Below are 15,344 nucleotides of genomic sequence, written 5' to 3'. Positions count from 1 at the left end.
TTGATTTTGGTTCAGGAGCTTATTTGCTTAACTGGGTAGGATACACTGATTTTATTAAAGGATTTAAAAATCCCAGCTGATTTATTGTTCAGATGGGATTTTTTCTATTGGTATCTTTTCATTCTAATTGAAGTGCATGCTGCAGGGAGATAATTTCTTTTTGAATGCTTGGGAATTCATCGATTTTTGGTACATTTTTTATCGCTGGGGACGTTCCTCTATCGGCGGAATTTGCCATTGTCTCAAAAACATAAAACAATTGAGCAAGAGTATTGTCAGGCAGATCCGGGCGATTTTCCATTAATGAGCATTTATCCAATAAATATCCAAGCTGATCAATGGAAAAAATAACAGGCCAATAATAATCCAATGCTTTTTGATCTATGGGGATTTCACCTGTTGCGGTATCATACAATGTCCGTAAATTATTCAGATTTGTTTTCATTTTACTTCGCTCTCTGCTTTTTCCTGCATCAAATCCCTTTCCTTGATTAGAGAATAGGATAAATAAAAACTGTGCTTGGCTTCTGATTGTTTTCGTGATGGTATGCGGCAGGCGACTGGAAGCAGACCGCCTCCCTACCAATAAGACCCCTGAAATTCCAATCAAACTTCCAATGACAACGTCGAGAATCCGAGCTGAAGCAAAATAAGAGAAGCTATAGCTCCCTTGACTTCCACTTTCCGCCATCAGCAAGGCATTCGGAGTAAAGAACAATGCAGCTAACCCATAATTTTTTACAATAAATAGTTCTGTAATAAAGGTGAGTAGTAGAACAAAGAATGCAATCATGTATCCAGTTGGGTGTGTCATCAAAACAAGACTCGCAATGAGAATCCCTAGGATTGTCCCAATTCCTCTTTGAATCGCACGATGGTAGGTGGCCACAATCGTAGCACCCGACATGACCGCAACACAGGACAAAGGGACCCAAAAGGACCGCTTGAAACCAAACTCATACGCGATAACAGCAGAAATCATAATCATCACCCCAAAACGTAACGCAGAAATAAAAACAATTGAGTTTTTATCAAATGCTCCTAATAAAATCGTTTTTAGCGATTGTTTTGAAAATGCTATTCCATGATTAAGTTCGGTAATTTGTTTTTGCAAAATCGCTTGGGTCTCCATGATTTTTGCCGATATTTTCGCTATGGATTCGTCCTCATTTTCCCACTCCATTTCTTTTTCCAACCGAATGCTCTGATCAAGGGAATGAGCAACTCCCCTTATCCATCCTCCCATTTTAGGGGCTAATTCTGCGTGCTCTTCCGGAAAGTTTTCCAATACGGTCATGAATATCAAATTTGCCTGATTATGTAATAAAAATAATCGTTGGAAAAGTTCAGTTATCCTCCACGGTATAAATCCCGCAGCAAGCGTTGCTTCCGCCTCTTTAAATACTGCCATCACCCGTTGTCTTGCTCCATGATAGTTCTCGGTGCCAATTGAATCAAGAAAGGAGGCCAATTCTAAATATTCTCTTTTGACTACATCTTTTTCAGGACCATGTGGATTAAAAAACCATCCAATCATCGCAATTACCCATGATAATGTACCTCCCAGAAAAACAAGGCAGGCCCGTAATAGTGCTTGTTCAGGATGGATGGACATCCCGGATGTCATCGCGAATATTAATACGAAGAAAATTGCGGATGGCCCCTTTATTTTTAAAGCTCCAAAAATAAAGATTCCGGTCGAACCAATGATTCCCATTAAAATCGCTACTGCCAATGGGTGTGGAGCAGCAACTGTACCTAATCCAGCAACGAAGGTGATGCCTAGTAGGACAAAAAATAGTTTTTTCGCTCTCTGTGCATAGGGAATGTGAAAAACGTACAGGTAGGTAAATCCCCCCACTCCGGAAATTAATCCGTATTGGAAATTCCCCCCTAATAATCCAATCATGATCGGTAATGATGCAGCCAATCCCGCACAAAATGCTTTCACCCATGGGAATGGCATTTTATTTACCTTTAAGGCTTGTCTGATGATAGAGGTGATTTTAGGAGCACCATTATGGTTTTCAGCCATTTGCAAACCTCCTCTCTCATGAAGATTGGAAAAAATCAACATGAGTAAAACCAGACAGCTTGCTATCTGATTTTTCCTAGGATTTATAATATCATGATGTCTGTTTATTATTATTTCCCATTCATCTAAGTGGGTATTACAAAAAACGAAAGCAAGAGCTAGGTAAACTCGTCATTATTTATATTTAAGAAAACAAAATAGAATTTTTGATATTATATGATAGATTTTGTTTCAAAGAGGCTTACCATGAACATTGATACAACAAATAGTGGGTTTCAAAATTGAAGTTTTTAAGGAGGTTTTCTAATAGCGATTTCGTGCGGTCAATTTCTTTGTAATAGTAGTCATCATAAGTAAGGCTGCCAAAAAAACATCCTGATCTTGTCGGTAAGGTTTCAAATGGTGGTGTTCGTTTTGAAAGAGTTTCTATGCATAATTTATAAAGCTCACACAATTGATCTTTTGTGACTTCTTGTGTGAATAAGGGTTCATCGATCCCATTATTAATGTTTTCTACAAACCAGTTGTGAATTTGATTTGCCTTTCGCCAGTAAGCCACTTCTTCTAACAAACTCGACCATGAGTGACCATATTCTTCAAAGTGTTTAATATACGGTTTCACTCGCTCATAAAGCTCATCCCCATCTTTTAGTTTGTGAAAACGACCGTTTGTTAATAGGACTTCTTCAAGGTTCATTCCGTTAATCTTGGGTGCACTCATTAAATACATATCCAGACCCATATTCCATTCTCTCCTTCAAAATTTTTTGGTTATTTCTAACCATTTCCATCCTATCATTTTTTGAATGTATTAATGACGACAAAAATTGACAATATCTTGAATTTTCCATCTAATAATGACCGCCGTAACATATCTTTCAAAAGGTGCTCCCCGCTTCATGATATTAGCGAAAGTGTTGGTTAATTTTTAAATACAAATATATTTTTGAGTAAAGTCTATAAAATTTAAGCGACCGAATCCATTACTAGGATGCGGTCGCTTTCGTTCGATTATTTACTGAAACTTGTTCGGAAACTGCTTTACAATTCCTTCGGTTAAGATGTCACCCATATGAATCAGGTGTGTTTCATTTGTGTCGGCTGTTTGAATATCTCCGTGCCAGTCTTCCTTTAACCGGTCAAGAACCTCGTCTGTTGTTAGTTTTAAATGGGTATAAAACATTTCGGTTAGGACCTTTTTGGACCAATTAGGGTTTGCAGATGTTAAAAATACAACAATTTCATCCGCGTTTCGAACCCAATCTTTATTAAATTGATTCACATGCGGTTGGTCGCCCTTTCTAGCAGCATCAATAATTTTGCCAGCAATGATAATGTGCTCCTTCAAGAGAGCAGTCAGCTTATTTCCTGCTACTACTCCATAATACGGCTTAATAATATTTCCTAGATCCTCCTGATTCCTAAGCAGTCTGGCTAGAACCGCATCTTTGTCCTTAAGGTCGCTTAACGTGGAAACGATTAAGCTTCGGATCCACCATGCATGTTCAACCCAAAGCTGCTGCATCGGATATTTTAGATTGATGACTTTTGCATTTAGACACGATGAATCAACCGGTACCCTTCCTTCTGCACTGGCAAGTGAAGCGGTGTTCCCCATGGAAAACAGTAATACGAAAATGAAAGAAATAATCGCTCGTTTCATGGATGTTTACTCCTTATTTTGTGACTTTTTCCATTTTAGTATTGATTATTTTTTACTTCTTATGCCATTGCTTTACTAAACTTTTTTGCTGAAAAATCTGATATAGTAGTTTGTATGAAGTATAGAAAGGATTTTTTTAATGAAATGTATCTCTATTGATTTAGATGGAACGCTTTTAAACTCGGAGCATGAGATTTCTGAAGAAAATGAAAAAGCTTTAAATGAATTAAAATCGCAAGGCCATGAGGTTATTTTGAACACAGGCCGAGCTTTGCCGGATGTCATTCAGTTAAAAGCCGTACAAAATTTGAAGATTCCTATTTTTTGTATAAATGGATCTGTTTTGTATTCAAAAACAAGAGAAATGTTGTACGAAGCAACTTTGGCGAAATCTACCTTTAAAGAAATTCTTCCCATTTTGAAAGGATTAGGTTCAGGTGTTCTTGTCTATACCAATCATGGCGGTTTTCCTTCCACCCTACCTCCACTAAAGGATAAAAGCAAAGAAGAGCTCGACAAGCTTTTTCAAGAATACCAGTATGATAAAATTCTTGAGCTGGAAAATCTGAAAATCTATAAATTAATTGCTTTGGTCCACAATGACCAACTTGAAAAAGTGGATGAAATCAAAGCAGCGTTAGCAGGAAAGTTCCCAATTACGATGGCTTCTTCGTTTCCGAATAATGTGGAAATTACTTCTGGCGAGGCACATAAAGGAAAGGCTTTATTGCGTTATCAAACAATGATGGGATTATCTTTTGATGAAATTATTGCATTCGGAGATGGCGGCAATGATTTAGGCCAATTTGAAGTGGCGAATGTATCAGTTGCAATGGGAAATGCCCCAATCCATGTACAACAAAAAGCGGACCTGATTACAAAAACAAATGACGAAGATGGTTTTGCTTATGCAGCTCGGCACTTATTGCATTTAATTGACACTCCCGTAACCACCTAATTAAAAAAGCCTTCCCATTCTGAAAATGGAAGGCTTTTTGTGTTTACTCTTGTACCATTGCTTTTTGACGGCATGCTTCAATGGCATCAATCATTAAGTGATTTAAATCATTGGTGTCCAGAACCTCTAAACCAGCTGCAGTTGAACCCCCAGGGGTGGCTACCTCATCGGCAAGTTCAGCGGGATCCGCATTAGTTTTCAGCATTTCAGCAGAGCCGGCAATCATGTTCGCCACTAGCTTTCTCGCTTGTTCCTTGCTGACACCGGACTCCAATGTGATTTTTTCAAGCGCTTCTGCCACTCGGTAAATAAAGGCCGGGGCACTTCCGGTTACCGCTGTCAGCTCATGAATTTGCTGCTCTGTCACCTTTTCATATTCACCAATGACGCAAATTAATGCTTCAATCCATTTTTGTTGCTCCCCACTTACATTTTGACCAAGTGCATATAAGGTCATCGACTTTCCAAGTTTTGCAGCCGTATTTGGCATAACCCAGGCTACAGGTGTTCCTTTAGGAAGCTTGGATTCAAGGTAAGTTGGGCCAATTCCTGCCGCAACCGTAATCACCAATTGTCCATCAATGCGGTCGGCAATTTCGGAAAGGATAGCATCATGAGACTCTGGCGGCATTGCAAGAATGATGATATTCATCTTGCTTACCTCTTGCTTCCAATGATTGGTCGTTTCTACGTCATAGGTCACTCTTACTTCATTCAGCCTCTGTTCATTTCCATTATTGCCGACAAGGATGTCGAATTCATTTTTGTTTATTCCTTCAATCAGGGCTTGGGCCATACGCCCCGCCCCGATAAATAATACATGTTTTTTATTTTTACTCATTGATGTTCACCTGATTTTCTAAGTTGTAAAATATGTGGGATTTAGCTTGTCCAATTGGCGAAAATTTATGAAAAAATACTCTTAATCGCGTCAATTAATTTTTGAAAGAAATCTGCCACTTTTTGAAAAAATCCTGAGTCAACTGCATTTTCAACCTTCTGCTTAACGTCTTGAGCAAGATTATCGAGCTGGGATTTGACGTTATCAAAATTAATATTCAGATTGCGCATTTTGTCAAATAAGTCAATTAGCATTTGGCGATCTTTATCATTAAGACTGATGTTTAGCGATTTTAATTTTTCATCAACAATATTGGCAATATCCTCTTTCGTTGCCGGATGCTGTGCGGCAATCTCTTGTTTAATTTCCGTTAGCAATTGTGTTACTTTATCGGAATTCATGCCATCCTTCTTGGCCAAATTGGTGGCCAAACTCAATTCCTCACTAGCCACCTCAGTCCGGTCCTTATTAAGGTTAGCCCCTTTTCCGGTATCATATGCTTTATAAATCCCTACAAGGGCGGAATGCCCGCTCACTTTTATTGGCGCAGCTACATCTACAACTGCATCTTTCACTCCCGCCGTAAGTAAAGCATTCGCATACATATCTTTTGTTACTTCTGTAATATTTTCAGGCGTTACGATGTTTACGATAATTCCTTTACCAGAGTCGTCTCTGGTAATTTTAGCTGAGGAATACATATTCGCATGCGCATCACCTTTGATATAGTTCACGAGATCTTGCCCGGTTGCTGTAATTTCTCTTACCTGGCTTGGGTCGGTCACATCTAAAAGCTTTCTAACTTCATCTTTTTGCGAGGTAGATAATTGTGCTCCATACACGATTACCGGCGGTCCGTACTTTTCATTGATGCTGTTACTATCCCCACTTGAGGCTAGAGCAATGCCAGTACTTTTTACGAATAATGTCGTTACCAGAACACCGGCAATTGCAGCCCCTTTAAAAAATCGAGTCCATTTCATTTTAAGTCTCTCCTTTTCCCAACAAAACTTTGGTCTAAATAACAAATTTAATCAGAGTTCAGGTAAGGATTACCCCATTTTCAACTCTAAAAACTATTTTACTGTATCATGCCAAGTTTTTCATGTGAATAGGTTTGTAGCCGTATATTAATCTGGCTTCGTTGATTGTAGTCAATTCGGTTTCAAAAAAGAAAACCCGCCAACAGGCGAGCTTCGCTTTTAATAGAAAAATCCCTTTATTTTATATATAAATATTTAAATCAAGAAAACTTGCTTTCCATCATTTTTATTTTTTCATAGAGTGTCTTATTAACGGGTGTAGGAACACCATGCCTTTGACCAAGCTCCAGCACTGCACCGGAAAATAAGTCCACTTCACTAAAGCGCTTCGCTTCGATATCTTGTGCCATCGAAGGTTTCCCAGTTGGACTTAAGGTTGATAGTACATCTAACCAATAATTTAGGTCATGTTCCGTTAAAGGAATTCCTTCTTTTTCTGATAGTGCAATTACCTCTCTCATCGCAGCAATCATAGTGTTTCTCGCTTCGCCCTCTCGTTGAATTTCACCATAATTACTTTGATAAACGGATACCGTTTGATTAACGCCGACGTTCAGCATGAATTTGCCCCATTGACGTTTTTGCATGTTGGAATCAATCTCATATGGAACATCCATTTTTTCAAAAAATACTCCTACGGCCTTGGTTCTGCTTGAAATCAGCCCTGGCTCACGGTCCCCAAAACACAGCATTCCCATGTGGTGATAAGTGAGTTGATTCCCGACCTTAACCGCATCCATGCCTTGTGCCACGCAGTAGAGGACCCTGTCAATGTCAAATGTTTGGCCAATAATTGATTCGCTCGTTATTCCATTTAGGGCTGATAAAATAATGGTCTGTTTCCCGACATGATGTTTGACAGCTTCAATTGCATCCTGCAGCCCATTAAACTTTACAGTAAATAGAACTAAATCTGCCGGTTCACATGGTTCTTCCGGTGAAAAATACTGGAATTCGCAGCGTTCGCCGTTACAAAAAACGCCTTCTTCTTTATATCGTTTAATCCGGTCCTTATCGGCAATAATTCGTAGATCCGCTTTTGGCATTTTTTTCGTTAAATGGTGCCCAAATAATATTCCTAATGCCCCTAAGCCAATGATGGATACTTTTTTGATTTCCATGTGGTTCATCTCCCTAAAAATTCATTTTTGATTGGCCGCCATCGACATTTATACTGGCGCCGACAATCCAAGAAGCTTTCTCAGATGCAAGAAATGCGACAACATTCGCAATTTCTTTTGTTGAACCGAATCGCCCTGCCGGAATTTCTTTTTTCACAAATTCTTTAATGCCTTCGGGATCGGCTTCAAGGCGTTTTTGCCAATTGCCTGTTTCATGGAGAATACTTCCTGGAGCAATACTGTTTACACGGATTCCATATGTAATCACTTCGTCTGCCAGTGACTTTGTGAAGCTGATGAGGGCAGATTTTGCATTATTATAGGTAACTTTCCCGCCGCTTTCTCTTCCGTAAATGGAGGTAATATGAATGATTGACCCGGAACTTTGTTGTTTCATATACTCTACTGCCAATTTGCTTAAATGAACTGCGGAAAAATAATTCAACTCCATCGCCTGGTAGAACAAATCCATTTCGGTTTCGGTCGCTTTACTGCCATTGCTGCCGCCGGCGTTGTTGATGAGGACATCGATGGTGCCGAATTGTTCAATGAAATCGTGAATAAGCTTAATGCGTTCATCAGCGTTTGTAAGGTCTGCTTGAAAAATAGAAATCTTGCCGCCTAATTCTTCTTTCGTTTTTTCTAATGCAGCTAGTCCGCGGGCAGTGATGGCCACATTTGCTCCTTCTGATAAAAACTCCGTGGCAATGGCTTTTCCAATACCCTTGGATCCGCCCGTAATTAGGATATTTTTGTTTTGCAATTGTAAATCCATTGAAAAAGCTCCTTTTTTAAATTTCGAAATTAACTATTTTTATTATAGCGTTTTAAGGGGTAAATTTTAAAAAAACTAACTTTGCTTTTAAAGCTTTTTTTCATTCTAGAATGAAAAAAGACACCCCCAAATTCAGGAGATGCCGAAATATTCTTATTTCTGATACTTAGATAACTTCGAGGTTACCGATCCCTGCTTTCTTTCCGGGGGTTTTGCTTTAAGACTTGATGCCCAAGACACTTGCGACTCATATTTTTCAGTCTGCTCCTTATTAACTAGGAACTGTAACCGTTCTTTGTTTTTTTCAAGTGACTCTTCCAGCGATTTCAGCCGTCCAGGTGGGAAGGAAAGCCCAGCAAGAATGGTCGTAACAGTTGGATCACATTCCGAACTATAGGTACCTTCAAACAGCTCCAATGGTTCGCCAATTTTTTCAAAAATTTGTGGTACATTTATCAGTTTAGAAACATTTTCCGGTCCTTCATAAATCAGACCGGCACGGATAACACCGACCGTATCCACAGGACAGAAAATCGAGTGAGCCCATGAGCGTTGAATTTTACTGGAGACGTCGGCGGATGTCCTCGCATCTGTAACCGTTGCCGAAGAGATAATCGTTACTCCTCTAGTATTTAGGATATTCATGAGGTCCGTCTCATCAAAGTTCCCAAAAAATGAGCTCTTTTGCGTCACTTGTAACACGTAGCTAATCGCCTCCATGATTTGGAGATTCGAAGAAAGATAGATTTGTTGTTTACTGGATTGCGGGTTGGCTTTACGCATTTGATCGTTATCAACCAGGAATACAGAAGAGATTCCTTCTATTTTCGAAATCTGTTCAATGCACTCCGCTGCATTAATCCGATTACCTGCCAACACGTTTCGTTCGGGAACAACCGCAATCGCGCCAATGTTTACGCCTGGCAGCTGGTCTAATAAAATATCAATTAACAGCGGACTCATTCCTGAGCCGGTACCACCATCAGTGGAGAATGCGACTAGCAATAATTTGATGTTCTCAAAGGATTTTTTTACAAAATCAATCATTTCGCGATAATGCTCATGAACGGCCCGTAAACCGACTGACCTGTCCTGTCCGGCACCGTTATAACCAGGGACAAAATATTTTTTCTCAACTTTCGTGTTGACTAACCCATCACGTAGATTCGTATTGAGAAGGGCGGTTTGAAAGCCCAACGTCGATGCTACCTCAGCAATATTTCCACCAGCCTGACCTACACCCAAAATTCCAATTGATTTCACTAAATCGCCTCCTTATCTACTAAAATAATACTCAGTTTTTATCAAATTAGACTTGTCAATTGAAAATATGGCCTGTCTACTCTTGTTGCAATTAAGATTTTTTTAGTTGTTTACCTGCACCCACCATAGCCAAAAAATTTTAAATTTGTTTTGAAACATTTTCAAAGATCTCCGCAGTCAAAAATTTTTCCACATAAATATGAAAATATTTTGACATACTGAGAAAAATAAGGTAAATTAACAAATGTACGAACGTTTTTTAAATAACCAACATTAATATTCGTGTTTAGGAGTGTAACTCATGGAAAATGTTTTTGATTACGAAGATATTCAATTGATTCCTGCAAAATCTATTGTAAAAAGCCGTTCTGAATGTGATACATCTATAACCTTTGGTGGACATAAATTTAAGCTTCCAGTTGTTCCCGCTAATATGCAAACTATCATTGATGAAAAAATTGCTATTTTCTTGGCGGAGAACGGGTACTTTTACATCATGCATCGTTTCCAGCCGGAAACACGGGTTGATTTTGTAAAAGATATGCAAAAACGTGGATTAATCGCATCCATTAGTGTGGGTGTTAAAGATGGGGAATATGATTTCATTCAACAATTGGCGGATGAAAACCTCATTCCAGAATACATTACAATTGATATTGCACACGGCCATTCCAATGCCGTGATCGAAATGATTCAACATATTAAAAGACTCCTCCCTGGCAGCTTCGTCATTGCCGGAAATGTTGGTACACCTGAGGCTGTAAGAGAATTAGAACATGCCGGTGCAGACGCTACAAAGGTAGGGATTGGTCCTGGTAAAGTTTGTATTACAAAAATTAAAACTGGATTTGGAACTGGCGGCTGGCAATTAGCTGCATTGCGTTGGTGTGCCAAAGCAGCAACGAAACCAATCATTGCTGATGGCGGGATTCGCACACATGGAGATATCGCTAAATCCGTAAGATTTGGGGCAAGCATGGTGATGATCGGTTCCCTCTTTGCAGGCCACGAGGAATCACCTGGTGAAACCTATGAGAAAGATGGAAAATGCTATAAAGAATATTTCGGTTCCGCATCCGAATTCCAAAAAGGCGAACGTAAAAATGTTGAAGGAAAAAAAATGTTTGTGGAGCATAAAGGTAAATTAATCGATACGTTAATCGAGATGGAGCAGGATCTTCAATCCTCTATCTCCTACGCTGGCGGAAACAAGTTAGATGCCATTCGCACCGTAGATTATGTAGTTGTAAAAAACTCCATTTTCAATGGTGATAAAGTTTATTAAATAAACGCGCGGATTCGTAAAAACGGATCCGCTTATTTTTTTCCAAGCAAAACTATTACCTTTCCATTTAATTACTAATGTAAATAAACTGTAATAGTTCTCTATTAACTGTAATACTAATCTACTCCTGGAGTTCATAGTCATAGAAATAGATAAGAGAGTCACAAGTGACTCAGGCCAGGAGGGAAAGTATGTTTAAAAAATTTATGATTACCATCACCATTCTCGTTTCACTACTATTTACGACCCCAACGTTTGCCTATACCGTTAAAGATGGAGACACAACGGCGCAATTTGCGCAAAATCATTTATTAACATTGAAGGAATTCTCAAGGCTCAACCCTCAAATCAAAAATATAAACTCCATTCACATCAGGCAAAACATCAAAACAATTAAACCTGAACATAAAGTTGGGGAACCTCTTCATATAACGAGACAAGCAAAAAATGCTGTACATACTCTTAGCATTCCGAATCCCGATTCCATAACGAAGGCGGACTTAAAAGTTAGAAAAGCTATCCGGATAGCCAAACAAGAAATAAATGAAAATATGCCAAAACTTATCGAAATCTCCGCTTATGAAAAAGATTTACTAGCAAGACTTGTCAGGGCCGAAGCTCAAGATGAGCCATTTAATGGTAAAGTTGCCGTTGCTTGCGTGGTTCTGAATCGCATGGAGAGTAAAAAGTTTCCTGGCTCTATTAGAGGCGTTATCTATGCAAGAGGCCAATTTCAGCCCGTTTTAAATGGTGAAATCAATAAACCAGCTGATAATGAATCGATTAAAGCGGTAAATGAAGCTTTGAGTAGTAAAAGGAATTTGGTTGGCAAATCTTTATTTTTTTATAATCCTCAAATTGCGCAAAGCCGCTGGCTCGATACCCGCTCCACCACACTAATAATTGGACGACATGTTTTTAAAATATAGGCTGTGTAAAACTTGTCTGTTAATTTCCGCTCCAGGCACTACGCATTCCGCGGGGCGGGGTCCGGGGAGTCTCCTCGTTGCTTACGCTTTTGTGGGGTCTCCCCTGCCCCGCACTCACGCAGGAGTCTTCGTGCCTTCCGCTCCAATCAACAGGGCTAAAAAAATCAACAATGTCCTTTAACACCGCCAAAATATAAAAAGGATCTCAATTGAGATCCTTTTTTTCTATGAGCGAGCCTCTGAGAACCTAGGGATCCGGATGAGTAATCCAGTTACGAAAATGACAATTAACACCGGAATTAGCCATCCAAGCCCGTCCTCATAAAAAGGCAATGCGCGATTATAGAAATCAATAATTGGTGCCAGCCAGCCAAAATAATCAATCTTCAAAAGCTGGCACAAGGTTTTTAACCCATCGATGATACTAATCAACAATGTGACGGTTATCGCCGTTACATAAACCATCCGGGCATGCTTGAATAGTTTTGACGTGAATGTCAAAAGCATGAGCACAACTGCTAATGGGTAAAGAAACATTAAAACTGGTATGGAAAAATTAATGATATTGGATAATCCAAAGTTCGAGATGATGAAACAAACCAAGGAAAAGAATACAACCCACAGTTTATAGCTTAGCTTTGGAAGCAGCGTATGGAAATATTCACCACAGGCGGTGACTAACCCGATACTTGTCGTGAGACAGGCCAGGATGATAATAACCGATAACATCACCGTACCTAATGTTCCAAAATAGTAATACGCTGCTTTGCCGAGGACAGGTCCGCCTGTATCAAATAATCCGAACCTTCCCGTACTGGAGGCACCTAAATAGGCAACACCGGCATAAATGATTCCAAGAAACACAACCGCAACGAGTCCGGACTTTGCGGATGTCGTCAGGACTCCTCTTGCTGAGGTAACTCCCATGGAACGGATTGCATTAATAACGATAATTCCAAAAACAAGCGACGCAAGCGCGTCCATCGTGTTGTATCCTTCCATGAATCCTTTTACGAATTCCCCGCTCGAATAAGCCTCTTGCGGTGCCCCAATTGGACCTAATGGTTTTAAAATCACCATAAATAATAAAACAAGAATTAGGATAATGATTGCCGGAGAAAGAATTTTGCCAACATTGTCGACAATCTTAGCCGGATTTAAAGAAAACCAAAGGGTTACTGCAAAAAAGATAAAAGTAAAAACTAACAGTCCTATTTGACCATGGCTTTTGCCAACAAACGGTGCAATACCAATGTCATATGCAACGGCGCCCGTTCTTGGTGCAGCGAAAAACGGCCCGATGGTTAAATAAAGGAGTGCGGTAAAAATTATCCCATAGAGAGGATGAACCCGGCTTGCAAGCTCTTGCAGATTCCTACTCCCTGAATAACCCATTGCTAAAATTCCAAGGAATGGTAAACCGATACCGGTAATTAAAAATCCGGCGACCGCCATCCATACATGCGATCCGGCATTCTGCCCAAGAGATGCTGGAAAAATTAAATTTCCTGCTCCAAAAAATAAGGCAAAAAGCATTACTCCAATAACAAAATATTGCGAAAATGGTAACTTGTTTTGCATATAAAAATCTGTTCCTCCTAAATTTTAAAACACTAGACATTCAAAAACATTGTCCGAAATTAATATATTAGCAAAACAATATTACTCTTCTTGTTCGTGAAATGCAACACAAACTCACGATTATTGTAACAATTCAAAAAAATAAATCCCAGTTCTGAAAAAAAGTAACTGGAGTTTCAGCCCTTCCCACTAACAAAAGTAAACCGAATTCAAAAAAAAACAGCTTGGAGAACTTTCCCCTAGCTGCTATGGCCGTAAAAACTCGGTTTCCAATATAATTTTTGCTCCAACTTTTTTTTCTAAATAAATTGGCAAGAATACGGTGATTGTCGTCCCCTCATCCGGAGCGCTTTCAATCTCCAGCTTCCCTCTCATCGTTTGAATCGTCTTTACCGCCACCATTGATCCAAGGCCGGTCCCCTTTTCCTTGCTGCTGTAATACGGTTCCCCATAGCGGTTTATTTGTTCTTTGTTCATCCCTACACCGGTGTCACTCACTTTAATAATGAAATCATTTTTATTTAAAATGGTGGCAATTTGCAGGTCTCCACCATTTGGCATAGCTTCAATCCCGTTTTTCATGATGTTTAAAAAGCATTGCCGGAAGTAATTCGCATTGCCTAGCACCGTTCCAGGTACAAGCCGCTCCTTTATATTTACCGATTTCATGTTTGCCCATGGTCTTAGGATTTCAATGATATTTTTCATTTCCTGTTCAACGAGAATCGTTTCGACTTTTTCAGTTGCCGGTTTGGCAAATGCTAAATAGTCGCTAATAATGGCTTCGGCATTATTAAGTTCTCTCGCAACGTGTTCAATATATTGCTCTTTTTTTTCCTGTGATAACTCAGGATCTTTCAGAAGCTCAATAAATCCTTTTACCACTGTCAACGGATTCCGGACCTCATGCGAGATACTGGCTGCCAGCTGACTGACAACCTCCATTTTTTCCAACTTGACCATATTGGATCTGACACGAATCGTATCCATTAATAACTCCAGCAGATAGACGGATAAGAAAACGACCAATGGCGGAACAATAATAAAATAGAAGATATAAGCTTCCGTTACCTTAAAGACATCGGACATTGCAACCGCCATATAGGTTGTAATGACTTCAAGAATGAAAGTAATCAAGGCTGAGGTTAACAGCTTCTTCTTTTTATTGAATCGATTGAACTTTGTCGAAAAAACTGCCGTCACCAGAAAGATGACGATATACACCATCAGCGTCAAAAAATTAAAGCCATAAATCGCAAACCGACTAGTTAATAAGATGATTAACAATGCAGCCCCTGTTGGCCAGCCGCCGTAGAGGGTCCCAATAAATAATGGAATTTGTCTCAAGTCATGTACACAATACTGGTCAATATAAATCGGAAATTTCATACAGAGGATAATCGGCCAACCCATGAAGGCAGTAAGCAATATCTTTTTATATTTTTTTAATCTTGGCACATTATCATATATGACAAAAAACATTAGAATACTGACGATTATATAAAACAAGTTATCTAAAACATTATGATTGATATATACAAATTGCATTTGAACAAGCTCCTAACTATGTTGGTTAGAACGTCTTGTAAATTATACAACAAGTAGAAGGAGTCAGGAAGAGGTTTTCTATCATATTGGTGTTTTTAAAATAGAGAAAATATTAGAAAAAAACCCATCCAAGAATTGAATGAGTTTGCAAAAATCGATCATCCATCAGACCCAATAGGCATGTGAAAATTTTTCATACCGTCTTTGAAGTGCGCTGTCAATTAACGAATATTTTATCGTATTTTTTTGCTTATCAAAACTTAAGTTTTGTATTATTCTAAATATTATATAATAATTTTTAG

The 15,344-nt window shown here is 39.1% G+C and carries 13 protein-coding genes; 3 read left to right on the top strand and 10 right to left on the bottom strand.

Translation table 11 applies throughout. The features are described from left to right. Positions 1–118: 118 nt before the first annotated feature. The 3 genes from BIV60_RS13620 to BIV60_RS13610 all read right to left on the bottom strand — a co-directional run bounded on the left by BIV60_RS13620 (position 119) and on the right by BIV60_RS13610 (position 3,698). Positions 119–2,035 (bottom strand): FUSC family protein, encoded by a 1,917-nt coding sequence (locus BIV60_RS13620; protein ID WP_071356284.1) that lies wholly within the window; start codon positions 2,033–2,035, stop codon positions 119–121. 241 nt (positions 2,036–2,276) lie between these two features. Continuing rightward, positions 2,277–2,777: a hypothetical protein gene (locus BIV60_RS13615; RefSeq protein ID WP_071356283.1), complete on the bottom strand. Its 501-nt coding sequence runs from the start codon at positions 2,775–2,777 to the stop codon at positions 2,277–2,279. A gap of 273 nt (positions 2,778–3,050) precedes the next feature. Next, positions 3,051–3,698, bottom strand: a complete 648-nt coding sequence (locus BIV60_RS13610; protein WP_071356282.1) for a glycosyltransferase — start codon at positions 3,696–3,698, stop codon at positions 3,051–3,053. A gap of 139 nt (positions 3,699–3,837) precedes the next feature. On the opposite strand from BIV60_RS13610, the gene BIV60_RS13605 reads away from it, so the two are divergent. Next, positions 3,838–4,656 carry a Cof-type HAD-IIB family hydrolase gene (locus BIV60_RS13605; protein WP_071356281.1) on the top strand — a complete coding sequence of 273 codons (819 nt, stop codon included), beginning with the start codon at positions 3,838–3,840 and terminating at the stop codon, positions 4,654–4,656. Between the two features lie 43 nt (positions 4,657–4,699). Here BIV60_RS13605 and proC read toward each other — a convergent pair whose 3' ends face one another. From proC to BIV60_RS13580, 5 genes are all read right to left on the bottom strand, one after another. Next, entirely contained in the window at positions 4,700–5,497 is a 798-nt protein-coding gene (gene proC, locus BIV60_RS13600; RefSeq protein WP_071356280.1) for a pyrroline-5-carboxylate reductase, read from the bottom strand. Positions 5,498–5,562: 65 nt separating this feature from the next. After that, positions 5,563–6,480, bottom strand: coding sequence for a DUF1002 domain-containing protein (locus BIV60_RS13595; protein WP_071356279.1), 918 nt, complete (start codon positions 6,478–6,480; stop codon positions 5,563–5,565). A gap of 260 nt (positions 6,481–6,740) precedes the next feature. Beyond that, a complete protein-coding gene (locus BIV60_RS13590) occupies positions 6,741–7,661 on the bottom strand; it encodes a ketopantoate reductase family protein (protein WP_071356278.1) in 921 nt (306 codons plus the stop codon). Positions 7,662–7,674: 13 nt separating this feature from the next. Continuing rightward, positions 7,675–8,436, bottom strand: coding sequence for an SDR family NAD(P)-dependent oxidoreductase (locus tag BIV60_RS13585; protein ID WP_071356277.1), 762 nt, complete (start codon positions 8,434–8,436; stop codon positions 7,675–7,677). A gap of 153 nt (positions 8,437–8,589) precedes the next feature. Next, entirely contained in the window at positions 8,590–9,699 is a 1,110-nt protein-coding gene (locus tag BIV60_RS13580; RefSeq protein WP_071356276.1) for an FtsZ/tubulin family protein, read from the bottom strand. 301 nt (positions 9,700–10,000) lie between these two features. On the opposite strand from BIV60_RS13580, the gene guaC reads away from it, so the two are divergent. Beyond that, positions 10,001–10,984: a GMP reductase gene (guaC, locus tag BIV60_RS13575; protein WP_071356275.1), complete on the top strand. Its 984-nt coding sequence runs from the start codon at positions 10,001–10,003 to the stop codon at positions 10,982–10,984. A 191-nt stretch (positions 10,985–11,175) separates the two neighbouring features. Next, complete coding sequence (locus BIV60_RS13570; RefSeq protein ID WP_071356274.1) at positions 11,176–11,913, top strand: cell wall hydrolase; 738 nt, start codon at positions 11,176–11,178, stop codon at positions 11,911–11,913. Positions 11,914–12,138: 225 nt separating this feature from the next. On the opposite strand, the gene brnQ is transcribed toward BIV60_RS13570, so the two are convergent. Both brnQ and BIV60_RS13560 read right to left on the bottom strand, forming a co-directional pair. Then, positions 12,139–13,494 carry a branched-chain amino acid transport system II carrier protein gene (gene brnQ, locus BIV60_RS13565; protein WP_071356273.1) on the bottom strand — a complete coding sequence of 452 codons (1,356 nt, stop codon included), beginning with the start codon at positions 13,492–13,494 and terminating at the stop codon, positions 12,139–12,141. A 246-nt stretch (positions 13,495–13,740) separates the two neighbouring features. Then, a complete protein-coding gene (locus BIV60_RS13560) occupies positions 13,741–15,042 on the bottom strand; it encodes a sensor histidine kinase (RefSeq protein WP_071356272.1) in 1,302 nt (433 codons plus the stop codon). Positions 15,043–15,344 lie beyond the last annotated feature (302 nt).

Origin of the sequence: Bacillus sp. MUM 116, assembly GCF_001866655.1 — a bacterium.
Lineage (GTDB): Bacteria > Bacillota > Bacilli > Bacillales > Cytobacillaceae > Neobacillus.
This window is presented reverse-complemented; position numbering and strand designations above follow the sequence as displayed.